Source organism: Paenibacillus sp. GCM10027627 (genome assembly GCF_042675505.1).
Classification (GTDB): domain Bacteria; phylum Bacillota; class Bacilli; order Paenibacillales; family Paenibacillaceae; genus Pristimantibacillus.
This window is the reverse complement of sequence record NZ_JBHTHB010000001.1, coordinates 1,225,174-1,249,282: the sequence shown is the minus strand read 5'-3', so window position 1 is coordinate 1,249,282 and position 24,109 is coordinate 1,225,174. Positions and strand designations below refer to the sequence as shown.

Sequence of the window (24,109 nt, the reverse complement as noted above, 5' to 3'; positions counted from 1 at the left end):
TATGCTTTCTATTTCCACCTAAAACCATACATAGAAAACGGAGAGTGCAACATCATGAGTAAACAGGTGCCGGTAGGCGTATCAGCAAGACACATCCATTTGTCTCAGGAGCATGTTCAAATATTGTTTGGCGCAGCTTATGAGCTGACCGAAATGAAGCCGTTGTCGCAACCAGGGCAATATGCGGCCAATGAAACGGTTGCCGTTGTCGGGCCAAAAGGTTCTTTTGGCAAAGTCCGCATTTTGGGACCCGCTCGTAAAGCAACACAGCTGGAAGTATCCCGCACAGACGCATTTGCGCTTGGCGTGAACCCTCCAGTACGTGAGTCCGGGAATACGGCCGGCTCCGCAGGCATTACGATTCAAGGCCCTGCGGGCGAAGTCGTTATTGAAGAAGGGGTCATTGTGGCGGCGCGTCACATTCATTTCCATACAAGCGACGCCGAGCGTTTTGGCATTGCAGACAAGCAAAAGCTGAAAGTTCGCGTTGGAGGAGAGCGCGGTGTTGTTTTCGAACATGTCGTAGCACGCGTTTCCGAGGACTTTGCTCTGGATATGCATATCGATACGGATGAGGCTAATGCTGCCGGAGTGAAAAACGGCGATTTGGCCGAGATTGTAGAGTAGTGTAGATGTATTGGACGAAGAAGATGAGTCTTCTTGCGCCCGTAAATGTCGATTTATTATTAGATAAATAAGGGTAAAGAATAAAACATGTAAAAAAAAGCTGTATGGCTACTGGGCCATACAGCTTTTTTGCATCCTTTATCGGGAACACCCTGCCACGCAGGCTATTTGATAAGAGACTCCTCCACCTTCACAACCTCGACCCGGTTGGAGAAGAAGGTAGCTCCGCCGCCCATATCGGCAAGGCGCTGCGGAGTCAGAGCATTGACGGCGGAACGGCCGTTTTGCGCGTCATCCCACCACAGCCCTTGCGTAACAAGCACGCCTGGCAGCACATCAAGCCCCAACTTGACGGGGAGCTCGACGGCACCTCTGTCGTTGCGGACGACGACCCGTTCGCCATCGGTCAGCCCAAGCGCAAGCGCATCGGTTTCGTTCATATGGAGAATAGGGCCTTTTTCCAGCTTTTGCAGCTTTAACTGGTTGGCGAAGGTTGAGTTGATGTAGCTATGATTAGGCCCGGTCATAAGCAGAAACGGATAATGCTCAGGCTCCTTTAGAGGAGTGTAGGTCGGAACTGGCGAATGACCCGCCGCTTTCATCGATTTCGAGAACAACTCGATTTTGCCGCTTGGCGTAGGCAGCATCTCCAGCATAGCAATTTTGTTGCCGCCGCCGGCCTTCATCCAATCGTTTTCCATTAATGTCTCAAAGGTTATGCCGCTAAGGAGCGGGTTGCGCTTATTGTTTAGCGCCTCGCGAATCATGTCTTCTTCGCTAATGTTGAACAGCTCGGGTTCAAATCCCATTCGCAAAGCGAGCTCTTTAAACAAGGTGAAATTGGATTTGCTCTCGCCGGCCGGAGGCAAAATAGGTTTGTTGATTTGCAAATAGAAATGCCAATACGATTTGTACAAATCCAAGTTTTCAAAATGGGAGGTGGCGGGCAGCACCAAATCCGCGTATTTGCACGTATCCGTCAAAAACAAGTCGTGAGTTACCGTAAACAAATCGTCCCGAAGCAAGCCTTGTCTTACTTTGACCTGATCCGGTGCGACGATGGCCGGATTGCTGTTGTAAACAAACAGCATTCTAACGGGAGGGTCCAGCTCAAGCAACGCATCGCCGAGCTGATTCATATTGACTTTGCGAACACGCTTGTCCGGCAGCAAATCCTGTCTCTCCAAGGCGCTATTATTGATCGAGGAGTACCAGCTGTTGCCTTTCATTGCGCCGCCGCCCGTCAGCGCCCATTGCCCAGTGAGAGCGGGCAAGCAGGAGATCGTGCGGATAATCATGCCTCCGTTGTCGTGATGCTGAAGTCCATTGCCAATCCGGATAAAAGAAGGAGCGGTTGTGCCGTAAAGCGTAGCCAGCTCTTCAATTTTTTCGGCGGGTATTCCAGTCAGCTCGGATGCTACTTCCGGTGTATAATTTGCCGCTTCAGCCGCCAGCTCTTCGTATCCGATCGTATGGCTAGCGATAAACTCCCCGTCGACAAGTCCGTCGCGTATAAGGACATGCATCATGCCTAGCGCTAGCGCTCCGTCGCTGCCTGGCCGCAATAAAACAAACTCGTCTGCCCAGGAAGAGGTGCGGTTGCGATGAACGTCGATATGAATGATTTTGGCACCCTGTTTGCGGGCCTCGGTAGCCAGCATCGTTTGATGCATGTTTGTCGAGACGATGTTGGCGCCCCATATGAGGAACAGCTTAGAATGTACGGTCGTTTCGGGATCGATGCCGATGGACCCGCCCATCGTGTAGCTGTAGCCTTTGGAGCCCGCCGCGTTGCATATGGTGCGATCCAGCCTGCTTGCTCCAAGCCGGTGGAAGAAGCGGCGATCCATGCCCTCGGCATTCAAAATACCCATATTGCCGTAGAAACTGTAGGGCAGTATAGCCTCTGCTCCGTAAGCAGCGGAAATATGCCGCATTTGCGATACAATCGTTTTGTAAGCCTCATCCCATGTGATGCGCTCAAAATCGAGACTCCCTTTAGGGCCGACTCTGCGAAGCGGATATAAGACGCGGTCGGGATGGTGAACACGATCAGGGAGCTGTCTTACTTTGTTGCAGATCGCTCCTTTGGTTACGGGGTGATCAGGGTCTCCCGTTACCGAAACGGCCTTCCCATCGTTTAAGGTAACATGCAAGCCGCAAGTATCCGGGCAGTCAAAAGGACATACGGAGCGGACGACGCCGTTTGTGGCGAATGGTTTCATAAGGATCAACTCCACTTGTGTTTTCTGGCTGTTTTCATTTTCGGCTGGTTGTTCACATTAGTTCTATTATACCTGCACAGGCCGTTCATTTAAATAATGCGAAGGCGGAACGCCAAACGTTTTCTTGAACATGCGCTGAAAATAAGAAACGTCGGAATAACCCAAGTAGTCGGCAATTTCCGTTATGTTAAGCAGCGATTCCGTCAGCATATAGGCGGCCGTTCTCATTCGGATAGCGTGAACATATTCGCTGATGGTAACGCCAGTGACACGTTTAAATAACGTCGCAGCATGGTTCGGGCTTCGGCCGATAATGTCGCCAAGCAACTCCTTTGTCATTTTGCCGCGATAATGGTCGTGGATATAATTTTTCATTCGTTCCGCATGCTGAAGCGAGAGGCTGGAAGGCTCGCCGCGATCCAGCTCCCGGCCCCATAGGGCAATCGCTTCAAGCAAAGCGGAAGAGGCGCGCAAGCCGGCATATGGAACGGGCTCGCGCCACTCTTTCCAAACGGAGCGTATTTTCTCCAATATAAAATCGTAGCAGCCCGCCTTCGATTTTACGAACTTGCCAGTTTTCATTAGAAGGGGGAGGTCCGCCGTCTCGGGAGCCATAGTAAACTCGATCACAAACTTTTCGTGAAAGACGGTTGGCACGCTTTTGCCATAAAATACGGATCCGGGCGGAATGAGCAAAAAATCTCCTTTTTCCAAAATCGTTTTTTCCCCGCCGATCCAGTAAATGCATTTACCGTACGTGACGATAATAAACTGTGCATTCCCGACGGCGGACATTTTTTGTTCCTGAAACCAGCCCATCCCTTGATGCAGATTCATTTCAACAACCGTCAGCATGTTGCACCCCGAATCATACTATAATGATTCCATCATACTATAGTTCATGTACGTTGTCCCTTTTTTCAACTACAATAAACGAAGCGAGCTATGGAGGGAAACGACAATGAGTTTAACAAAAATCGTATGTACGATGGGGCCGTCCAGCAATTCGGTCTCCATTTTGAAACAAATGATGCAAGAAGGAATGAACGTAGCTAGATTGAATATGGCTCATGGAGAACTAAGCGACCACAGCAACCGGATTGCCTTGATTCGCGAGGCGGCAGCCGAGGCGGGCACCGTAGTGGCGGTTATGATGGATATAAAAGGTCCGGAAATTCGTATCGGCACGCTTGAGGAAAGCAGTTACGAATTAAAAACGGGAGGCAAGCTTACGCTTACGACGCGGCCGGTTGTTGGCACGGGGAGTTGCGTAGGCGTCAGCTACGCCAATTTGCCGAATGTATTGCCAGTAGGAAGCAAGGTGCTGATCGATGACGGTTTGATCGAGCTGTCGGTCGATTCGGTGGAAGCGACGGAAATTCATTGCAGCGTGCTCAATGGCGGGCTTTTGAAGCCTCGCAAGGGAGTCAACTTGCCGGGTATCCGCACAACGCTCCCGGGCGTCACGGACCGCGATATTCATCATATCGCTTTTGGAGTGAAGGAAGGCGTCGATATCATTGCCGTTTCTTTTGTCCGCAAAGCGGAAGATATTTTAAAAGTACGTCAATTGCTTGAAGACGCGGGCGCCAGCCATATTCAGATTATTTCCAAAATTGAGAATGAAGAAGGCGTCGAAAATTTGGATTCCATTATTGAGGTATCCGATGGCATTATGGTGGCGCGCGGAGACCTCGGCGTTGAAATTCCGGCGGAAGACGTTCCTACGATTCAGCGGGAAATGATCCGCAAATGCAATCTCGCGGGCAAACCGGTCATCGTTGCGACGCAGATGCTGGATTCCATGCAAGTCAACCCAAGGCCGACGAGAGCGGAAGTGAGCGACGTGGCAAATGCGGTATTGCAAGGCGCCGATGCCGTTATGCTGTCCGGCGAAACCGCTGCGGGCAAATACCCGTTGGAATCGGTACGTATGATGGCGATGATTGCGGAGAGGGCCGAGTCGACCATCGATTATGCGGAGCTGTTCCAGCTGAAGCTGTCCGTGCCTTCTTCTTCCGTAACGGAAGTGATCAGCCAAGCGGTTGTCAGTTCGTCTCTGCAACTGAATGCAAAAGCGATTTTGACGCCGACCGAAAGCGGCTTTACGGCGCGGATGGTGTCGAAATACCGTCCACAGGCTCCCATTATCGCCATTACGGCGCATGATGAGGTGCTGAAGCGGTTGACGCTAGTGCGAGGAGTCATTCCAGTCAAAGGGGAAGCGACACAATCGACCGACGACATGTTTAAATCGGCCATTCGCAATGCAAGCCGGACGAAGCTGCTGAACAAGGGCGATTATGCCGTTATTTCCGCAGGCGTTCCAAGCGGCCGGGCAGGGGCGACCAACTTGATCCAGATTCACCAAATGGGAGAGTAATAAATGTTGCTTTTTTCAAATTCATGCCCTCTCTCTATTGACAGAAAAGCGATGAGATGCAACAATAGGTGAGGTTGTTTAACAATAGTGATCAAACGATGCTTAACTAATCATGATTCGTATAACCTCACATAACCGCTTAAGGCACAGGGTGGGGGTCTCTACGGGAAGCCTTACTTCCTTGCTACGAATAGCGCAGCTTATTTTAACAATAAGACGCGCTGTCCGTAGCTTTTTTGCGTCCGGAGCAAAGAAACGGGGCATGGACGTTAAGAGATGAGAAGAAAGGAATGAAATGATGAAATATATTACATCGGTTTTTATTGGGGCGGCAAGTTACGGGATTTTATCGACCTTTGTTGTACTCGCGTATGACAAGGGCTATACATTGGGTGAAGTAGTTGGCACTCAGCTTTTAGTTGGTTTTGTTTTGTCATGGTTGTTCGCTGCTTTTATGGAGCGTAAAAATGCAAAAAAGCAAGCGGCAAGCGAGAGTGGGGCATCTAAGACGGTCGCGGCCAAAAGCGGCGCTTTGACTTGGAAGCAAAGACTGTTTCTGATGGCTTCGGGTTTGCCGACAGCGATTACCGGTTTGGTTTATTATGAGTCGCTTCGGTATATTCCGGCTTCTCTGGCGATATTGCTGCTGTTCCAATTTACGTGGATCGGCGTCCTGATTCAAGCTGTTAGAGAGAAAAAACGGCCTAACCGCATTATCTATACAACGCTAGCGATTTTGCTTGGCGGAACGTTGCTTGCAGCAGGCATTATCGAGCAGGGGACGGACAAATTCCATATTTGGGGCATTGTTCTTGGTTTCCTCGCCGCGATTAGCTATTCGATGTTTATTTTGTTCAGCGGCAAAGCGGTTCCTGAAGCAAATGCGGCAACACGAAGCAAATGGATGGTTACCGGCGGCATGCTGTTAGTGTTCATATTGTTTCCGCCACAGTTTTTGTGGAACGGGGAAATTTTCAGCGAGTTGTTTATTTACGGCGCTTTGCTGGGATTGTTCGGAGCGTTTATTCCGCCGCTGCTGTTCGCTTACGGCGTTCCGCATATCGGCGAAGGAATGGCGGGCATTTTGGGAGCGGCCGAGCTTCCGGTTGCGGTTCTGCTTTCTTCTATCGTGCTGCATGAAGAAGTGTCCTGGCTGCAATGGGTTGGCGTAGCGATTGTTCTTGTCGGCGTAGCTTACCCGGAAGTGCTTAAAATGATGAAGCGAAACAATAGAACGTTATCGGCACACGGCGGAGTATAAGCTGGTAAAGTTTAATTTATAGCTGTTTTGTTCCTTTCATCCTTCCATGGAATGGCATTATACTGATGATGTCGGGCCGACGGAATACGTGAAGGAAAGGAGCTGATCCGAGTGATTCACAACCTAGAGGTGGTCTCCGTTTAACGGAGACCGCATGAAAGAAGAGGCCCCCGGGCCTCTTTTTATTTTCTGCTGAACAACAAATGATTGTCGTTTGATAGGGTTTTCATTATAATGGAAAGTGACGCTTCATAAGAAGCACGGGGACCACCCCAACAATAATCCTAGAAAGGGAGGCGCTAAACATGCAAAAGGCATTTAACGCAATGATGAATTTGACGCAAGAAGCAAGCCAAGTAAAACGTTTAAACATATTCGAGGAGGACCTATACCGTGAATTACAAAAATGGAAGAGACGTGCTTCCCCCTAGTCTCCTGTTGGAGCTGCAAAAATATATTCAAGGCGATTTGATCTATATTCCTAAACCGTCCAACCAGCGCGCAAGCTGGGGCGAAGTCAGCGGAACACGGAAGCTGCTGGCAGACCGCAACAAAGAAATTTTCCAGCATTACAGCAACGGAGCGACCGTGGCGGAACTGGAACGCAAATACCACTTGTCAAGCGAAAGCATTCGCAAAATTATTGTGAAGGCCCGTTAAGATGGCAAGGCTGATACGGAAAAATAAAGAAGAACCTCCCTGCTTGCAAAGCGAGCGGACGGAGGTTCTTCTTTTTTATTCGTTATGAATTAATGAAGGGAGGAAGTCGGCAGCGGAAGTTTCGTTCTTGGATATTTATAATCGTCTCTGAAGCACTCTGTATCTGTATCGTATGCGGATTGCGAGAGGCGATGCGACACTTCGAAGATCGGCAGGTCAGGGTTCACATGAAGAGCGGAACCATAAAAAGAACAGCCTTCGAAATGGAAATCCAAAGTCGTAATGATAATGACGCAGTTGGTAAAACTGCAATTTTTAAAACTGAATCCGTCAAACGCAATCGTTTCGTTGTTGAAATTTTCGTTCATGATCAATCTCACAGGGCAGCGCTCCTTTGCTAGATATAGGCGACATGACTATCATCCTACCAGATCGGAGACGCAATGTTTGTCACAACGTGACTGTCAGCAACGAAAACTTATCGACATCTCTCCCAATCCTCATCTGCAAGTGAACGATCGATGGCGACACCTGCCTCATAGCCGTCGCTGGCGGCTCCAACGAGCCCGGAAAAACCAGTTCGGGCGTCTCCGATGACATATAATCCTCTTACCGCCGTTTCGCCATGTCCGTTCACGATGGGCAGCCCTTTGTCGTCTAAGCGAAGTCCGACATCGTTAAGCAAATGGGAGGCAGGATGCTCACAGGGAAAGGCAACAAAACCTCCAGACCGAGGAAACGACTGTCCATTCTGAAGAATGACGGCTTCCAAAGTCCCGTTGTTACACTGAATTCGCTCAATAGGATCCTCTTCCACCCGAATCGCTCTCAACTGGAGCTCCCGACGTTCAGAAAGGGACAAGAGCGAAGCTTCTCCGTTTGTAAAAGCGATTAAATCGCGGCTCCAGGTGTACATTTTTTTGATAGAGGAAAAGATCGTTCTTGCGCTGCCGATGACGGCAAGCGGCATATGGCGATGCTCCCAGCCGTCGCAATATGGGCACGGAAAAAGCGAAATTCCGTATGCTTCTTGCAATCCGGGAATTGGTGGGAGGCTGTCCTTGACGCCGGTCGCCAAAATAAGTTTGCGGCTGCGGTATGTGTTGCCTTCAGCATCAACCGCAATAAACGATTCATGTTCAATTTTAATTGCGGCAGCGATCCCTTTTTGAAAGGATATCCCCTCGTATTTAAGCAACTCCAACTGCGCAAGCTCTCGCAGCTCGATGGGCGGCGTTCCGTCTCTGGTCAAATAACCGTGAGAGCTGCGCGATATGCCGTTTCGCGGTTTACCTTCGTCTAGAACAACAACGGAGCGCGTTGAGCGTGCAAGGACCAGTGCCGCGCTCAGGCCCGCTGGTCCTCCTCCGGCTATGAGGACATCGCAGATGATCATAGGACTTACGCCCCTCCCTTCAAAATAGTGCTGTACCATAGGACAGAAACCGCTGTTATAATTGGACTAGCATGGAAATGGATAGAATGAACATTATTATGGCAGTTGGAGTTGATCGTTATGCCTGACAACGGATTGGAACGGTTTCATCCTGTACTGGCCGCTTGGTTCCGCGAAACGTTCGGAGAGCCGACGGATGTTCAACAGCAAGCATGGGCTTCAATAATAGAAGGGAAACATACGCTAATTGCCGCTCCGACAGGCTCAGGCAAGACGCTAGCTGCCTTGCTGCCTTGTGTGAACGCTATTATGAAGAAGAAGCTGGATTCGGCGGATTGGACAAAAGGCGTTCGACTTTTATACATAACCCCGTTAAAAGCGTTGAACAACGACGTTCAGCATCATATAGTGACGTTTATGGAGCGGTTGGAAGCTGCGGCGCTTGCAATGGGCGCAAAATGGCCGGGGCTAAAAAGCGCCGTCCGGACGGGAGATACTTCCGCTTCCAAAAGAGCCTCCATGGTGAAAAATCCCCCGGACATGCTTGTCACGACGCCGGAGTCGCTTTTTATTTTGCTCACTTCAGAACAAGGGCGCGGCATGCTGCGGCATGTTGAGCACATCATCGTGGACGAGATACATGATCTGGCGGCGGACAAGCGCGGCTCGCATTTGTCACTGTCATTAGAAAGGCTTGAGCGGCTGACGGAGCGACCCGTCCAGCGGATAGGCGTATCTGCGACGCAGAAGCCGCTGTGGCGGGTAGGCTATTTTTTGGGCGGATGGATGAAGGCGGAGTCTAGTGAGTCGGAAACGTTTTCCGCAGAGGGCAGTAGGGAAGGTCCCGCGGAAGAGGAGCATTCGCTTGGATTTCAAAGGCGTCCCGTTCATATTGTAGAAAGTTTGATGCAAAAGAAAATGAGCGTATCGGTTACGATGCCGGACACGAGCGTACCAGTGCAATCGCGGGAGGCGGTTTGGTTTCCTATTTTGAAACGAATCGTCGATTTAATGGAAGGCTGCAAGTCAGCGCTTCTGTTTGTGAATAGCCGCCGATTATGCGAACGGTTAGTGCTGCGGCTAAACGACTATACGGGCACTGAAATGGCGAGAGCCCATCACGGAAGCATGGCTAAGGAGAAGCGGCTCGAAGTAGAGGACATGCTCAAAAACGGCGAGCTGCGCTGTCTTGTTGCCACCTCGTCGCTGGAGCTCGGCATCGATGTGGGCCACATCGATCTAGTGCTGCAAATCGATTCGCCGCTGGAAGCTGCCTCCGGCATCCAGAGAATCGGACGCGCCGGCCATTCTGTAGGGGATATTTCTAAAGGCGTTATTATTATTCGGCAGCGGGGAGCGCTCCCGGAAGCGGCCGTTCTAGGCGGGTTGATTGCCAAGCGGGAAATCGAACCGATTGTCATTCCGGATTGTCCGCTTGACGTGTTGTCACAGCAAACAATTGCGATTATCGCTTCGGAATCGATGTTCGTTGACGATTTGTATGCTTTGTTGATCGGAAGCGACAGTTTCCGTTCGCTCAGTCTTCCGTCACTGCGCAGCATGCTGGCCGTATTAACAGGGCTGTATCCTTTTTCCAGAGCCATATTGGATTGGGACAGAGCAACGGACTATTTGACAAGGAGGGGGAATACGGCGATCGCCGCCATGACAGGGGCAGGCACGATACCATCTTCCTCCGAATACCCCGTACATCATATTGAGAGCCGCACCCATCTGGGCGAAGTAGACGAAGAGTTTGTCCATGAAAGCCGGGTAGGGGATGTTTTTTTGCTCGGCACAACCTCGTGGATGATTAGAAAAATCGAAAAGGATCGGGTTTATGTAACGGAAGCATCCAACAGCTTCAGTGAAATTCCGTTTTGGAGAAACGAAGGGCTAGGACGCTCACTTGGGCTTGGCATGAAAATAGGCGATTTTTTGGAGCAGCTGCGGGACAAGCTGGAGCTTGACAAAGCGCCTGACAGGGTGCGGTCGCGTCAGTGGAGCGGCTTTGGAGCTTCGGGCAAAGGGGACGGTCTGGTTCAGGACAAGGTGGAGGAAGCGACGTTGTGGTTAGGCAACGATTATGGCCTCGACGAATACACTTCCGGGGAGCTCATTGGCTATGCCGCCTCCCAGCATGCCTTCAGCGAGCTGCCGACCGCGCGGCAAATAGTGGTGGAGTATTACCGCGATATGATGAACCAAACCCATGTCATTTTGCTTAATCCTTATGGAAAACGGGTAAATCGGACATGGCTGCTGGCCATTCAAAGACAGTTCGAAACGGTCCTTCCCTATTCATTATATGGCAACGCCAAAGACAACGGAATTGAGTTTGTGCTGCCGGAGTGGGATGCGTCATGGCTGAAAACGCTTTGGGACGTAACGCCGGGCAATGTAGAGCCGCTGCTCACGGAAGCGGTGACAGGGTCCCCGCTGCTTGCGATCGCATTCCGCAGAATTGCTGAGACATCGCTGCTACTGGCAAGAAGCTTTACCCGCGTGCCGACATGGCAGAAGCGGCTTCGAAGCGAGGAATTGCTGCGTGAATCGTTGCCCTATGCGGAATCGTTTCCGTTTTTGACGGAGGCGATGAAGGAGTGTCTTTATCGGTATTTGGATTTGGAATCTCTGAAGTCGGTTTTGAACTCTATCCGAAGCGGAGACATCAAAATCGTCGTGCGGGAGACGGAGTATCCATCTCCGATGGCTACGCAGTTTTTGGCCGATTATGTCAGCATGCGAATGTATGAAGGCGATGGGCTCGACGCCGCAACAAAGGCGGGACTGCTGCATATGAGCAAGGAGCTTGCTGCCGAGCTGTTCGGAAAAGAGGCGGTAAGCGGCGGAGTGTCCAGCGGGGTAATGAAGCAGATGGAAGACCGGCTTGAGGAGCGCATAAAGCCGGCTCAATCCGCGGAGCAATTATGGGCGAGGCTGAAACGGGGCGGAGATGCCAGTACCAGTGAGCTGATGAAGGAAAACGGAGAAGCGGCGGAGGCTTGGCTGAAAGAGCTTGAACAAGCTGGCCGCGTCAAAGGAATCGATGTTCGTAGGCCTGGTACGCTTGAGCAAGTGAAGCGGTGGATTGCTTCGGACGAAGCGGAACTTTACGCTGGTTTTCCTAGAGAGGCTGCGTCGGTCGTCTTTGTAGCAGGCCGCTTTGCCGAAGGCAGAATGTCGTATACGGAGGTCGAGTTATGTGAGCGGTATCCCTTTCTTTCTTTAAACGAGGCAAAAGAAATAACAGATCGTCTGCTTGAGTCGGGTCTTATCCAGCAAGCGCCGTTTGCGGCTTATCCAGAAGAACGGATTTGGACCGCCAGCAAAGTGGCATCCCAAATGATACGGCTTTCAATCGGAGAGGCAAGGAGCCATGCGGCTGCCTCCATTAAGCCCGGGCAATGGTGCAATGATTTGGCTAAGCGTCAGCATGCGCTAAGCGATGGCCGGCTAAAGGGGAGGGAAGGGCTGCTCGTCGTGATCGGCCGACTTCAAGGATTGTTTTTTCCAGCGGCTCATTGGGAAAGCTTTCTTCTTCCTTCCAGATTAACGGATTATCGAAAAGAGGATTTGGACGCCTTATGCGCAGCGGGAGAGATCGTTTGGCTCGGCAGCCGGACTCCCGGTCAAAAGGAAGGGAAGATCGCTTTTTTCCTCTCTTCGAGTACAGAGCTTATTTCACCGTATGTCGAAAAACCGCTCAAAGAGCAATTGAAACATTCTGAGCTGCTTGCTTTGCTAAAGGCGGGTGGGGCAAGCTTCCTGACCGGGCTAAGCCGACAATACGGCAAGCCGCCAAGCGAAACGATGAGTGACTTGCTCGATCTGGTCTGGGAAGGCCATGCCTCTAACGACCAGTTTGCTCCGCTCCGCTTAAGTGTTGCGAAACGGGGACATGATATGGCGAAATTGGGGTCTGGATTTGGCAGATGGTATTGGACAGGGACGCTTGGCGCCGCCTCCATTCATGCTGAAGCGGATACGGATTATGCGGGGCGGGAGCCAGCTTCAGGGGGCGCTCCTCAAATGCCTCGCTCCTCTTATTGGATTCATCAGCTGCTGGACTGTTACGGCATTGTCACGAAGGAACTGGTGACGGTCTTTACGCCGTTTCGATGGGAAGAAGTTCTTCCGGTTTTAAACAAGCTGGAGGAGTGGGGAACGGTTACTCGCGGGGTGTTTGTTGAAGGGGCAGCTTCGATGCAATTTACAACGCCGGAAATCGCCGGTCAGTGGAGCGCTCAGCCGGACGGGCAGGATGACCCGCCAGTCACGGTGCTTCCGGCTCAAGATCCGGCCAATCCTTATGGATTATTTATTGATTGGCCTTCGCGGGCAGCGTCAGGGGGCAATATTTCTTTTGCGCGCAAGCCAGGCAGCTATGTGGTGCTTAAAGGCGGAGAATGGCTTTATTGGATCGAAGGTAACGGGAAAAAAGTATATGATTTGTCTGACCTTCCTCAAGCGGAAGGGCAGGATCCGAAGCGAGCCGCGAATTTGCGGGCGATGTTTGGCACTATTTTGCGTCAGCAAGGTTTGACTAAAATTGTAGTGGAACGATGGAATGGAGAGCCTGCTGCAAGCTCTGCGGCGGCAAGCCTGCTGACGGGAATAGGGGCGGAGCGGGACCGCAGCTCTTATGTTTTGTGGATGAGCAAGCTTTAAAATTGGAAGGATATCCTCTAACTTGGCGGATATCCTTTTTTTGTTGTGCCGTCGAAACGGAAGGGGAAGGCGACGCTTATTCGGCAACCTTTTGCGGCAAAATAAGGTGTTTGAATCGGCAGTGAGGAGAAGCTTGACATAATAGATGTTCCCGATTAATATATTTAAATAGTTTAAATATATAGTACTGAAGTATATATTACTAAAGCATTTACTGCTAAAGTATATAGTACTAAAGCAAAGTGAAACGGGGGTGTCCTCTTCATGCCAACGCTCTTCAGTCGTTTCCAGCGCTCGGTGACGATGCTTAACCGACTATTCGCTTCGGAGCTTTTGGAACGGTTGCCTGCGCAAATAACCGGAACTCAAATGTATATGCTTCATTATATCTGGGTGAGTAAAAGATGCCGGATTACGGAACTAGCGGAGAAACTCGATGTGAAGCCGAGCGCGGTGACGGTTATGATTGATCGGTTGGCGAAATCAGGTTACGTTCAGCGCGTACACGATTCGGCTGATCGAAGAGTGATTTGGGTAGAGCTGACGGAAGCGGGCCTTGTCATTTTGGAGGAGGCTCAAAGCTTGCGCGAGGAAATTATCGGGGCTTATATGGAACGTCTCGAACCGGAAGAGGGACGGATTGCAACCGAAGTGTTAGAGAAAATGGTCCTCATAGCACAGCAGCAAAAAGAGAAATAGGACCCTATTTGTTAAAGGAGAAGAAACCCATGGAACATTTATCGCACAAACGAAAACTTACAATCATGATGGCTATTATTATGGCGATGTTTTTTTCGGCCATTAACCAAACGATCGTAAGTACAGCTATGCCGCGCATTATTGCCGAGCTTGGCGGTATGGAATATTACAGCTGGGTGATCACGATTTATATGCTGACGTCCACGCTGTCGACCGTTCTGGTCGGCAAACTATCGGATATTTACGGGCGCAAGCCGTTTATGCTGATCGGGATTGTCATATTTATGATCGGTGCGTTTATGACCGGTTTGTCAAAAGATATTATTGAATTGATTTCTTATCGCGGTGTTCAAGGGATTGGCGCAGGCATTATTATGGCTTCCGTATTTACCGCAGTAGGGGATTTGTTCTCCCCTCGCGAACGCGGAAAGTGGACTGGTGTCATGATGGCCGTATTTGGCTTCTCCAGCGTACTCGGTCCAACACTTGGCGGATGGTTAATCGACAACTTCGCGTGGAAATGGCTGTTCTGGGTGTTTTTGCCGATCGGCGTTATCGCCTTTTTTATGATTTTGTTCTTGTTCCCGAAGGTCGAAAGAAGGCCTGCCGAAAAAATCGATTATTTAGGCTCGCTGTTTCTCAGCCTGACGATTATCGCATTGCTGCTAGGCTTTTCGTGGGCCGGCACACAATATGAATGGGGATCGCCTGAAATATTAGGCTTGTTCGCAGCAGCGATCGTCTTTTTGCTGATCTTCTTGTTTGTGGAGACAAAAGCGACGAGTCCCGTACTTCCTTTATCCTTGTTCAAAAATGATATTGTCACCATCTCGAACGCAATCGGCTTTATTATGAATGCGGGCATGATGGGCGCGCTTATTTATTTGCAGTTTTATGTACAGGGCGTTGAAGGGATATCGGCTACCCATGCGGGCTATGTCACGATGCCGATGTCGATTGCGATGGTAATTATGAGTACGGTTATCGGCCGTTCCATTTCGAAAACGGGCAAATATAAGCGTTATGCGATACTTGGACTGCCGATTATGATTGCTGGCATGCTGATCATGGCGTTTATGAACAGCGTTTGGCTCGCGGTTTTGGCGATGGTTGTGTTCGGTATTGGCCTTGGCGTGGGCATGCCTGTATTTTCGCTTACGGTGCAAAATGCGGTCAAGCCGGCCGATCTAGGCGTTGCCACTGCGTCTTCGCAGCTTTTCCGCAACCTGGGCGGCACAATCGGCATTGCGGTCATGGGAACGATCATGCAATCGAGCCTTGCTAAAAATATGGAGAAGGAAGCGGCGTCCGGCGAAGGCTTTGATTTTGACAAAGTCGATCCGGAGCTGGCTAAAAAGCTGGAAGCTTTCCAAAACCCGGAAATGCTTCTGAGTCAAGATAAGCTGGAGCAAATTAAGATGTCGCTGCCGGAAGACGTTCAGCCTCTAATTACGAACCTGATCGATACGCTGCGTCATGCGCTGAGCGCATCGCTTACAACTGTGTTTTTGGCGGGTACCGCACTGGTCGCAGTCGCTTTGGTGCTTTCCTTCTTCCTGAGAGAAATCCCGCTACGCACATCCAATCAAACGCCGGAGCCCGCAAAAGAAGAAGCATAAATTATTGATTCTATTTATGAGTAGAATAGCATTCAAAAAGCCGTACCTAAAGGTGCGGCTTTTTGAATGAAGAAATAAAAATAAGAACACTTGTTTGTATTGGAGATTGATGGTAAAATGATAGAGGCTGAATTGAACCGGCTAATGAACGACTGCCTTTTAAGCAGTTTCAGCAAAGGACGGTGCAAAGTGAAAACGACGGCAAGTTGTGATTTGGATCATATTTTAACCTATATCCATCAGCATCTTTATGAACCGCTTACGCTCGCTGGACTGGCTGCCAAGGCGGCTTACAGTCCCTATCATTTTACCCGCCTGTTTAAATTGCGGATGGGCATTTCCCCTTTGTATTACATTTCCGCATTGCGGCTGCAGAAGGCAAAGGACTTATTACTGAGAACAAACTATAGCGTTAGAGATATCGGAATGGAAATCGGTCAGCAAAGTCTAGGCACCTTTACGACTAGGTTTACGGAACGTGTCGGCATGACGCCGACCCAATTTCGTAATTCCGGGGGAGAGGCCAGCCGTCAGCTTGAAGCGCTCCGGCATCTCGAAAATTGGCAGCCTCCCAGCCACTCGCACCCATATAATACTACCATTAGAGGCACAGTTCGTTCCGACTATCCGCTTCATGGCGTCGTATTAATCGGACTGTTTCCCAAGCCGATCCCCGAAGGTTTCCCGTTATATGGCACATTAATTTCTTCACTTGGCGATTTTGAACTTGATAATGTAGAACCCGGTATTTATTACATAATGGCAACGACGATATCTTGGGGAACAGGGGCTATGGACATGCTTTTGCCTCAAGAAACGTTAAGAACCAGAAGCAGGGAGCCTTTCATTGTAACGTCCGACCGCGAGGCTCAGCATGTGGATGTCTCCCTGTTTCCGCCTAGCCTCAGCGATCCCCCGATTCTCATTTCGCTTCCTCTCTTAATGAACCAATTTTTGGAGAGATTTGACGGCGGACAAAACATGTTGCAAAAAGGATAATGCCTAAATCATCTTCTTGTATTGAGTTGAACGGCATTTAACGCTTATAATATAGCGAGTAAAGTATCGACTCTAACAGAAAAGGTGTTTTTCATGAGCATATTAAATGTAGAACGGTTAAGCCACGGCTTTGGAGACCGCGCCATCTTCAACGACGTATCCTTCCGCTTGCTGAAAGGCGAGCATATCGGCCTTATAGGGGCCAACGGCGAAGGCAAGTCCACTTTTATGAACATTATTACCGGGAAGCTTCAGCCTGACGACGGCAAAGTGGAATGGTCCAAGCGGGTTCGCGTCGGCTATTTGGATCAGCATGCCGTATTGTCGAAAGGCATGACGATGCGCGATGTTTTGAAGGGTGCATTTCAGTACTTGTTTGATTTGGAGCAGGAAATGAATGAAATGTACGGCAAAATGGGCGACGTTTCTCCGGAAGAGCTGGAGAAGCTGCTCGAGGATGTCGGCACCATTCAAGATACGCTTACCAATCAAGACTTTTATTTAATTGATGCAAAGATCGACGAAACGGCAAGAGGTCTCGGTTTGACCGACGTTGGCCTTGACAAGGACGTTCACGATTTGAGCGGCGGCCAGCGGACGAAAGTGCTTCTCGCGAAGCTGCTGCTTGAAAAGCCAGATATTCTGTTGCTTGACGAGCCGACGAACTATTTGGACGAAGTTCATATTGAATGGCTGAAGCGGTACTTGCTAGAGTACGAAAATGCGTTTATTTTGATTTCTCATGATATTCCTTTCTTGAACAGCGTCATTAACTTGATTTATCATATGGAAAATCAAGAGTTGACACGTTATGTAGGCGATTATGATCATTTCTTGCAAGTGCATGAAATGAAAAAGCAGCAACTGGAATCGGCTTACAAGCGCCAACAGCAAGAAATTGCTGATCTTAAAGATTTTGTAGCCCGCAATAAAGCGAGCGTTGCTACCCGGAATATGGCAATGTCGAGGCAGAAAAAGCTGGACAAGATGGACGTCATTGAGCTGGCCAAGGAGAAACCGAAGCCGCAATTCAATTTCAAGGAAGGCCGGACGTCCGGCAGAGCCATCTTTGAAGCAACTGACCTTGTAATCGGTTATTCCGAGCCATTATCGCGTCCACTCAACCTTAAGATGGAGCGCGGGCAAAAAATCGCCCTTGTTGGTGCCAATGGTATCGGTAAGACGACGCTGCTGCGCAGCATTTTGGGCGAAATACCGGCCGTGTCCGGTTCAGTGGAATTGGGCGACAACTTGGAGATCGTTTATTTTGTCCAAGAGGCGAAAGATGCCAACTACAATACTTGTATCGAAGAGATTTGGAAAGAGTTCCCTTCGTTTACGCAATTTGAAGTTCGGGCAGCGCTTGCGAGATGCGGATTGACGACCAAACATATCGAAAGCAAAATTACGGTTTTGAGCGGCGGCGAAAAAGCTAAAGTACGCTTGTGCAAGCTAATTAACCGCGAGTCAAATTTACTGGTGCTTGACGAGCCTACCAACCATTTGGACGTAGATGCCAAAGAAGAATTAAAGCGGGCGCTGAAAGCCTATAAAGGCAGCATTTTGCTCATTTCTCACGAACCGGAATTTTATCTGGATGTAGTGACTGAGACTTGGAACTGCGAGTCTTGGACGACAAAAGTATTTTAATTGTAATGATAAGGAAAGCCTATTTCGCTCTTTGATGCGAATAGGCTTTTTCTATTTCCAAAAAATGATTGGTTCTATATAATGGAGGAAGCATGACTTTTGTCATATTTTTCAAAAATGGAATAGAGCATTGGGGGTGAACTGACTAATCGGACGAAGAAATGGTTATAAGTTAAGGGGCGAATGCAAGCAGCATCAGCAAAGATACTAGTATAAAAGTATGAGCCGGATAACGGAAGCAGATGGAAAATGAATGATATAAAAAGCGATATTAAAAAGAGAGAAAATATAAATCTCGAATGGAAAAAATACCCTGTTTGTTTTTATTTACTCTAGTTACGAGATACTTAAAAACCATGGGAAAGATATAAGGTGATTAGACCCGCCGCGGAAAGGCCAGTTTCATTAATGGGAGCATGAGAACTAGGAGCCGGCAGCCAGCGGAGGCGGTCGGTCTTGTCGGAGGTTGCAAATCATGGGGGCTTGGGGATTTGGGGTTTTTGAAGATGACTTTACTATGGATATAAAAGACGAGTTTGAGACGTATATTGGGGAGGGCGTAGGGACAGATCAAGCGGTTGCTAGGCTACTTAGAAAATTTTCGGAAGAAATAAACGATGAGGATGACTCCCCTTTGTTTTATTTTGCGCTCGCTTCTATTTTAATGAATCGAAATGAGCTGCCAGAGTCCATCCAACAAGAGGCGCTTACACATATTGTTCAGAAAACCAACTTGAGAAAATGGAAAGAGTCAAGTTTTATAGAATATTTTTTTAGAAAGCTGACTTTGAAATCGTTAAAAAAACAGTTGGAGAAAACAACGGTTCATTCAAGCAATGGGTCTATTGATGAGGCAGATTTGCTCCACCCGCGGTTTTTGCCCCAAAACAAAAAATATTCCGTTTACCGGCTGTTGGATGAAAAAACGGGTCAGCCCTATTATGTCGGGAGAACGATTCATCCGGAGCTGAGATCGGTTTATTTTCAGCAAAACCCTTTGCGTAAATAATCGTTGAATCTAGCCGCCTAATGCGGCTTTTCTTTTTATAGATAATGTTAAAACTCTACTTTTTCTTGGATAGTTTCTTAAACAAATAAACGATTGGAAACCACAAAATTATGCCGTGTATAAGTCCCATTAACGAAGAAGTCAAAATGCAGACTGGAGCGGTTATCAAACCTGCTTTAATGCCGCTAGCAACAATCTCATCACCGTTTTGAACAACGACTTTATCCGTAAAGAAAGAAGCAATCAGCAGTCCAATTCCGAGAATGGTACCAAAAATAGTATAAATGAAAACGGTTTTTCGTATGACTTTTTTCAACATTTCAAATGCTGACTCCATTCTTTATGACGCCTGAGTTTGGCGTTCGTACTTACCATAACAATGCGGCAACATCAGTTTAACATAAGCTTTTTATAAAAAGTGCATGCTTCATTCATATGGGTTATAATTCCACTACATAGAAGAACAGCAATTAAAGAAAATAAGCATAACAATCAAACAAGACAGGTGATGGAATTGAACGCAAAGAAGGCGGCAGCGGAAAAAGCGGTTGAATTTATTAAAAACGGCATGGTCGTAGGATTAGGAACAGGCTCGACCTCCACCTATGCCATACATCGGATTGCAGAGCGTATCGCTGAGGAAGGGCTCCAGATTAGTGCGGTAGCCAGTTCGGCGAGTTCCGAACGTTTGGCGGTGCAGCTTGGCATTCCAATAGTGCCCTTTTCGAAAGTTGAAACGATCGACGTTACGATTGATGGGGCTGATGAAATCGATGGCCATTTTAATGCGATAAAAGGTGGCGGCGGGGCGCTGCTTCGGGAAAAAATATTGGCGGCACACAGCCGGAAATGGATCGTCATTGTCGATGAATCGAAGGTGGTGCCAGTGCTCGGACATTTCCCGCTGCCGATTGAAACGGTACCGTTTGCCATTGAACTCACTTTGCTGGCTGTTAAACGTCTCAGTTTTGAAGCTGCTGTCCGAAAGGTAGAGGGACTTCCTTTCCTTACGGATAACGGAAACTATATTTTGGACTGTGCAGGCGGACCCATTACGAATCCAGGCGATCTGGCAAGTCGGTTAAAAACGATACCTGGAATCGTGGAGACGGGACTGTTTGTGGGCATGACGGATACGGTTGTTGTAGGGAAAGAAGACGGTACCGTTATCTTTTTATAACTAAACAAGTATAGAAGAAAGCGATCAGTTGCAGCCAAGGAGGATCTAATGCCAAATAACTATTACATGATAACGGGAACGTCGCGGGGAATCGGCGAGCAGTTGGCGGTTATGCTTTTGGAAAGAGGCTGCTTTGTGTATGGTATTGCAAGAGGTCAATCGGCTTTGCTGAGCACATACGACAGATACATCTCCATTTCATTCGATTTAAGCAAAAGTCAAGGAATAGAAGAGATGCTTAAAGGCATTATTGGCCAAATTGATTTTGCAGAAACGGAAATGATAGCTTTAATTAACAATGCAGCGATGGTAGAGCCGCTAGGGGCAATTGAAAATGCGAAGGAAGAAGAAATAAATCAAAGCTTGCAAATCAGCTTAAACGCTCCAATCGCTTTAACTTCGAGCTTTATCAAGTTTACAGAGCAATCGGCAGCAGGCATAAGAAGAAAGGTCGTTTCCATTTCGTCGGGTTCAGCTAAGTATGCGGCGCCTGGTATGAGCGTGTATTGCACGGCTAAAGCCGGAATAAACATGTTTACGCAGTGTGTCGGGTTAGAGCAAGCCGGACGTCCATATCCGGTCGAAGTCATTGCTGTAGATCCCGGAATGGTGGAAACGGATATGCAGCTGACTGCAAGAGGGAAAAGCGGCTTTGAGCTGGCCGGATGGTTTAAACAAGCCCATGAAACGGGACAACTGCAGTCTGTCCAACAGGTTGCCAAACAACTGCTTCATATAATTGATCTCAAGCAGCAGCCGGGGGAGCTTCTTCATGTTGAGCGGTTCGCCGAGGGGGATGCCGGACTTGGAGTTTTTTAGAACGGATAATGATGGGCATATTGCCAAAGCGAAGCGGCTCTTGTATACGCAATTGTTTAAACCGATTCATCCCTCTGCCGTTCGTCAATTGAGGCAGGAAGAGTATGGTGCCGAGCATTATTTTGTCTGCTCCCTAGATCAAGAAATTATCGCGGTAATGGTTTTAACGGTTGAAGGAGACGGAGCGGAGCTGCATCATGCCATTACCGACAAAAAGTATCGAAGCCGTGGAGTTGGCAAAAGGCTTTGGGAACAAGTCAGGCAATTTGCGGAGGGAGAAGGTTTTTGTTCCGTTGAGCTGTATTCCAGAAACACGGCTATCGAATTTTGGCAGTCTATCGGATTTTATCCGCTAACGGAGGAATGGCTGGAGATCGAGCCTTTTTTAAGACACAGCATTCGCCACAAAAAAATGGCTATTCAATTCACTCCAATCTGTGAAAGCGGTGAACCTGGTTGATGATGGCAGAAAACAAACATATTGTATTTGATTTTGACGGCACATTAGTCGATTCGATTGAAGCTATTGTACTTTCCTATAATGATCTTGCAGACCTCTATCGGTTTCAGAAAATAAATCGGGACGATTATCCCGTCTTCATCCGGCTTCCGATTCGGGAAAGGCTGAAAGTGCTGGGGGTTCAACTGCATCGTTTTTTGCTGTTCAGGAAACTAACTAAACAATTTAAAGTGCAGTACCGCCAGCATCTGGGAGGAATCGTTTTTTACGATGGGATGCTGGATGTGCTGCTGGAGCTGAAAGCGCGTGGGTATGTCTTATCCATTATCAGCTCAAATGCGGAAACGAATATTCGATTATTTTTAGAACAAAACGAAGTGAACCTGTTTGACCATGTTATAGAGTCTAATGGGCTGTTTGGCAAACATCAAACGATCAAGCAATATATGAGGAAGCATAGGGTATCAAGCCGGGATATGGTTTATTTGGGAGATGAAGTGCGAGATATCGAGGCGTGCAGAAAAATGGGCGTCAAAATCATTGCGGTCGCTTGGGGGCTTGATCACGAGGACCTTTTAAAAGGAGAAAAGCCCGATTGTTTAATCCATCGGCCGCTTGATATTTTATCGAACATTTAGCGATATGGAAAGGATTGCTTATATGATTAATTACAGTGAGGACAAGCTCCAGCAAGCTAAAGATGTTGCGGAAGTATTTCGCCGTTCCACGATAAAGCGGCCGGTGGATGATGTGGAGCGGATTCAAACGATGATCGACCATTCGGATATTTTGATTTCGGCATGGCATGAAGGAAGGATGGTTGGGGTAGCGCGGGCGATAACCGATTATTCGTATTGCTGTTATTTATCCGATCTTGCGGTCGATCAAGCTTACCAGAAGCATGGAATAGGGAGGGAGCTTGTTCGTAGAGTGCAGGCCATCATTGGGGAGCAATGTTCGCTTGTGCTGCTGTCCGCACCTGGAGCTGTCGACTATTATCCTCGAATCGGATTTGAACGGGCGGAGCAAGCTTTTGTCATTAGACGGAAGAAATAGTTCCACAAAGGAACGATTAAATTAGCTAAGAAGCACAACAAATGTTGTGCTTTTTTTATTGCTTGCTTGGCTCGCTGTGCAAACGATGTGATACACAAATGCTTTTATATGAGTATTATTTAATATTTATATGTTGCACATATTTTATTTATGTGTCATATTTATTTATATAATACACACTAATTAAATTCTAAAAGGCGGGGTCATTATGATGGAAATCGGAATCGGTATTAGCGGAACAGGAAGAATCGGCAGACTGCTTATACGCAGAGCTTTTTCGGACAATAGAAACGGCTATCGGGTACTAGCGGTTAATTCTACGTATCCCGTCGACACGATTGCTCATTTATTAAAATATGACACCGTACATGGAACATGGGACGCGGATGTATCCGTTCAAGACGGCAAGTTGGTCATTAACGGACATCGAATCCATTATTTGATGGAGAGAGATCCTGCGCTTCTCCCATGGAAACAGCTAGGCGTAAAGTTGGCTATAGATGCAACCGGCAAGTTCAATCATCGCGAAGGCGCTTCCAAACATTTGGCGGCTGGTGCGGACAAAGTAATTCTTACTGCTCCTGGCAAGGACGTCGACCTGACGGTTGTGATGGGCGTCAACGATCATCTTTACAATCCGGCCCAGCATAATATTGTTTCTGCTGCTTCTTGTACGACCAACTGCGTCGCTCCCGTGCTATCCGTTTTGGATCAAGAGTTTGGCGTTAAGCAAGGCTGGATGACGACGGTTCATTCTTATACGAGCGACCAGAATCATATGGATAATCCGCATAAAGATTTGCGCAGAGCCAGAGCGTGCGGGCAATCGATAGTTCCTACCTCTACAGGCGTTGGGAAAGCGCTTGTCGATGTACTTCCTCATCTTGCTCCGGTTGTACAAGGGATTTCGTTAAGGGTGCCGACACCTAATGTTTCGCTTGTTGATCTGACTGCGCAACTGATGAGAACGCCAAACGTGGATGAAGTCAAGCAAGCTTTTACGGCTGCGGCTGAGGCACGTCTCAGTTGCTACATGGAAGTTGTCGACGCGCCTCTTGTTTCGTCCGATTATATTGGAAATTCGCATTCAGCTGTTATCGATGGCCTCTCCATCATGGCAAGCGGCGATCAAGTGAAAGTGCTGGCTTGGTACGATAATGAATGGGCCTATTCTTGCCGAGTGATGGATCTTGCGAATCGGATAGGCGCAGCTGGTCTGCAAGCGGTTAAAGAAACGGTGTTTGCTGGTTAGAGACGATTAATAATAATAGAAATATAGTTGTTTTCAAAAGAAAACAATAACTGCACCCTACTTTTGTCTAAGCGAACCGGATTAGTTCGTTTTAGACGGACAGGGGTGCATTTTTTATTTTCAGAATCTATGTAGGAATGATA

21 protein-coding genes are annotated in these 24,109 nt (G+C 48.4%); 16 read left to right on the top strand and 5 right to left on the bottom strand.

Annotated features, from left to right (window positions below):
• Positions 1-54: 54 nt before the first annotated feature.
• On the top strand, positions 55-627 hold the full coding sequence (locus ACFQZE_RS05770; protein WP_379354576.1) for a phosphate propanoyltransferase: 573 nt from the start codon (positions 55-57) through the stop codon (positions 625-627).
• 164 nt (positions 628-791) lie between these two features.
• Here the strand turns inward: ACFQZE_RS05770 and ACFQZE_RS05765 are convergent, their stop codons facing one another.
• Both ACFQZE_RS05765 and ACFQZE_RS05760 read right to left on the bottom strand, forming a co-directional pair.
• The gene (locus tag ACFQZE_RS05765; protein ID WP_379354574.1) at positions 792-2,852 is read right to left on the bottom strand and encodes a molybdopterin-containing oxidoreductase family protein; all 2,061 of its coding nucleotides are present in this window, start codon (positions 2,850-2,852) and stop codon (positions 792-794) included.
• Between the two features lie 66 nt (positions 2,853-2,918).
• Complete coding sequence (locus ACFQZE_RS05760) at positions 2,919-3,707, bottom strand: helix-turn-helix domain-containing protein (RefSeq protein WP_379354572.1); 789 nt, start codon at positions 3,705-3,707, stop codon at positions 2,919-2,921.
• Between the two features lie 106 nt (positions 3,708-3,813).
• On the opposite strand from ACFQZE_RS05760, the gene pyk reads away from it, so the two are divergent.
• The 3 genes from pyk (at position 3,814) to ACFQZE_RS05745 (ending at position 7,156) form a co-directional block, all read left to right on the top strand.
• On the top strand, positions 3,814-5,235 hold the full coding sequence (gene pyk, locus ACFQZE_RS05755; protein ID WP_379354570.1) for a pyruvate kinase: 1,422 nt from the start codon (positions 3,814-3,816) through the stop codon (positions 5,233-5,235).
• 295 nt (positions 5,236-5,530) lie between these two features.
• Positions 5,531-6,496, top strand: a complete 966-nt coding sequence (locus ACFQZE_RS05750; protein ID WP_379354568.1) for an EamA family transporter — start codon at positions 5,531-5,533, stop codon at positions 6,494-6,496.
• Between the two features lie 393 nt (positions 6,497-6,889).
• Complete coding sequence (locus ACFQZE_RS05745) at positions 6,890-7,156, top strand: CD3324 family protein (RefSeq protein ID WP_379354566.1); 267 nt, start codon at positions 6,890-6,892, stop codon at positions 7,154-7,156.
• Between the two features lie 89 nt (positions 7,157-7,245).
• On the opposite strand, the gene ACFQZE_RS05740 is transcribed toward ACFQZE_RS05745, so the two are convergent.
• Entirely contained in the window at positions 7,246-7,536 is a 291-nt protein-coding gene (locus tag ACFQZE_RS05740) for a hypothetical protein (RefSeq protein ID WP_379354564.1), read from the bottom strand.
• 98 nt (positions 7,537-7,634) lie between these two features.
• Complete coding sequence (locus ACFQZE_RS05735) at positions 7,635-8,552, bottom strand: NAD(P)/FAD-dependent oxidoreductase (RefSeq protein WP_379354562.1); 918 nt, start codon at positions 8,550-8,552, stop codon at positions 7,635-7,637.
• 120 nt (positions 8,553-8,672) lie between these two features.
• Between ACFQZE_RS05735 and ACFQZE_RS05730 the strand changes: the two genes are divergently transcribed.
• The 6 genes from ACFQZE_RS05730 (at position 8,673) to ACFQZE_RS05705 (ending at position 19,199) form a co-directional block, all read left to right on the top strand.
• Positions 8,673-13,223, top strand: a complete 4,551-nt coding sequence (locus tag ACFQZE_RS05730) for a DEAD/DEAH box helicase (protein ID WP_379354560.1) — start codon at positions 8,673-8,675, stop codon at positions 13,221-13,223.
• A gap of 264 nt (positions 13,224-13,487) precedes the next feature.
• The gene (locus ACFQZE_RS05725) at positions 13,488-13,922 is read left to right on the top strand and encodes a MarR family winged helix-turn-helix transcriptional regulator (RefSeq protein ID WP_379354558.1); all 435 of its coding nucleotides are present in this window, start codon (positions 13,488-13,490) and stop codon (positions 13,920-13,922) included.
• A gap of 29 nt (positions 13,923-13,951) precedes the next feature.
• Complete coding sequence (locus tag ACFQZE_RS05720) at positions 13,952-15,541, top strand: MDR family MFS transporter (RefSeq protein ID WP_379354556.1); 1,590 nt, start codon at positions 13,952-13,954, stop codon at positions 15,539-15,541.
• A 117-nt stretch (positions 15,542-15,658) separates the two neighbouring features.
• On the top strand, positions 15,659-16,540 hold the full coding sequence (locus tag ACFQZE_RS05715; protein ID WP_379354554.1) for a helix-turn-helix transcriptional regulator: 882 nt from the start codon (positions 15,659-15,661) through the stop codon (positions 16,538-16,540).
• A gap of 93 nt (positions 16,541-16,633) precedes the next feature.
• Positions 16,634-18,190 carry an ABC-F family ATP-binding cassette domain-containing protein gene (locus tag ACFQZE_RS05710; RefSeq protein WP_379354552.1) on the top strand — a complete coding sequence of 519 codons (1,557 nt, stop codon included), beginning with the start codon at positions 16,634-16,636 and terminating at the stop codon, positions 18,188-18,190.
• A gap of 475 nt (positions 18,191-18,665) precedes the next feature.
• A complete protein-coding gene (locus tag ACFQZE_RS05705; RefSeq protein WP_379354550.1) occupies positions 18,666-19,199 on the top strand; it encodes a hypothetical protein in 534 nt (177 codons plus the stop codon).
• A gap of 55 nt (positions 19,200-19,254) precedes the next feature.
• Here ACFQZE_RS05705 and ACFQZE_RS05700 read toward each other — a convergent pair whose 3' ends face one another.
• Complete coding sequence (locus ACFQZE_RS05700) at positions 19,255-19,536, bottom strand: hypothetical protein (protein WP_379354548.1); 282 nt, start codon at positions 19,534-19,536, stop codon at positions 19,255-19,257.
• 177 nt (positions 19,537-19,713) lie between these two features.
• Between ACFQZE_RS05700 and rpiA the strand changes: the two genes are divergently transcribed.
• From rpiA to gap, 6 genes are all read left to right on the top strand, one after another.
• The gene (gene rpiA, locus ACFQZE_RS05695) at positions 19,714-20,379 is read left to right on the top strand and encodes a ribose-5-phosphate isomerase RpiA (protein WP_379354546.1); all 666 of its coding nucleotides are present in this window, start codon (positions 19,714-19,716) and stop codon (positions 20,377-20,379) included.
• 48 nt (positions 20,380-20,427) lie between these two features.
• Complete coding sequence (locus ACFQZE_RS05690; RefSeq protein ID WP_379354544.1) at positions 20,428-21,198, top strand: SDR family NAD(P)-dependent oxidoreductase; 771 nt, start codon at positions 20,428-20,430, stop codon at positions 21,196-21,198.
• On the top strand, positions 21,185-21,658 hold the full coding sequence (locus ACFQZE_RS05685; protein ID WP_379354542.1) for a GNAT family N-acetyltransferase: 474 nt from the start codon (positions 21,185-21,187) through the stop codon (positions 21,656-21,658). The genes ACFQZE_RS05690 and ACFQZE_RS05685 overlap by 14 nt, the downstream gene beginning before the upstream one ends.
• Positions 21,658-22,296, top strand: coding sequence for an HAD-IA family hydrolase (locus ACFQZE_RS05680; protein WP_379354540.1), 639 nt, complete (start codon positions 21,658-21,660; stop codon positions 22,294-22,296). The genes ACFQZE_RS05685 and ACFQZE_RS05680 overlap by 1 nt, the downstream gene beginning before the upstream one ends.
• A 22-nt stretch (positions 22,297-22,318) precedes the next feature.
• A complete protein-coding gene (locus tag ACFQZE_RS05675; protein ID WP_379354538.1) occupies positions 22,319-22,714 on the top strand; it encodes a GNAT family N-acetyltransferase in 396 nt (131 codons plus the stop codon).
• 211 nt (positions 22,715-22,925) lie between these two features.
• Positions 22,926-23,966 (top strand): type I glyceraldehyde-3-phosphate dehydrogenase, encoded by a 1,041-nt coding sequence (gap, locus tag ACFQZE_RS05670; RefSeq protein WP_379355526.1) that lies wholly within the window; start codon positions 22,926-22,928, stop codon positions 23,964-23,966.
• Positions 23,967-24,109 lie beyond the last annotated feature (143 nt).

Coding starts and splice junctions, on each gene's coding strand:
- ACFQZE_RS05770 (WP_379354576.1), top strand. CDS start 55: ATGAGTAAACAGGTGCCGGTAGGCGTATCAGCAAGACACATCCATTTG.
- ACFQZE_RS05765 (WP_379354574.1), bottom strand. CDS start 2,852: ATGAAACCATTCGCCACAAACGGCGTCGTCCGCTCCGTATGTCCTTTT.
- ACFQZE_RS05760 (WP_379354572.1), bottom strand. CDS start 3,707: ATGCTGACGGTTGTTGAAATGAATCTGCATCAAGGGATGGGCTGGTTT.
- pyk (WP_379354570.1), top strand. CDS start 3,814: ATGAGTTTAACAAAAATCGTATGTACGATGGGGCCGTCCAGCAATTCG.
- ACFQZE_RS05750 (WP_379354568.1), top strand. CDS start 5,531: ATGATGAAATATATTACATCGGTTTTTATTGGGGCGGCAAGTTACGGG.
- ACFQZE_RS05735 (WP_379354562.1), bottom strand. CDS start 8,552: ATGATCATCTGCGATGTCCTCATAGCCGGAGGAGGACCAGCGGGCCTG.
- ACFQZE_RS05730 (WP_379354560.1), top strand. CDS start 8,673: ATGCCTGACAACGGATTGGAACGGTTTCATCCTGTACTGGCCGCTTGG.
- ACFQZE_RS05725 (WP_379354558.1), top strand. CDS start 13,488: ATGCCAACGCTCTTCAGTCGTTTCCAGCGCTCGGTGACGATGCTTAAC.
- ACFQZE_RS05720 (WP_379354556.1), top strand. CDS start 13,952: ATGGAACATTTATCGCACAAACGAAAACTTACAATCATGATGGCTATT.
- ACFQZE_RS05715 (WP_379354554.1), top strand. CDS start 15,659: ATGATAGAGGCTGAATTGAACCGGCTAATGAACGACTGCCTTTTAAGC.
- ACFQZE_RS05710 (WP_379354552.1), top strand. CDS start 16,634: ATGAGCATATTAAATGTAGAACGGTTAAGCCACGGCTTTGGAGACCGC.
- ACFQZE_RS05705 (WP_379354550.1), top strand. CDS start 18,666: ATGGGGGCTTGGGGATTTGGGGTTTTTGAAGATGACTTTACTATGGAT.
- ACFQZE_RS05700 (WP_379354548.1), bottom strand. CDS start 19,536: ATGGAGTCAGCATTTGAAATGTTGAAAAAAGTCATACGAAAAACCGTT.
- ACFQZE_RS05690 (WP_379354544.1), top strand. CDS start 20,428: ATGCCAAATAACTATTACATGATAACGGGAACGTCGCGGGGAATCGGC.
- ACFQZE_RS05680 (WP_379354540.1), top strand. CDS start 21,658: ATGATGGCAGAAAACAAACATATTGTATTTGATTTTGACGGCACATTA.
- ACFQZE_RS05675 (WP_379354538.1), top strand. CDS start 22,319: ATGATTAATTACAGTGAGGACAAGCTCCAGCAAGCTAAAGATGTTGCG.
- gap (WP_379355526.1), top strand. CDS start 22,926: ATGGAAATCGGAATCGGTATTAGCGGAACAGGAAGAATCGGCAGACTG.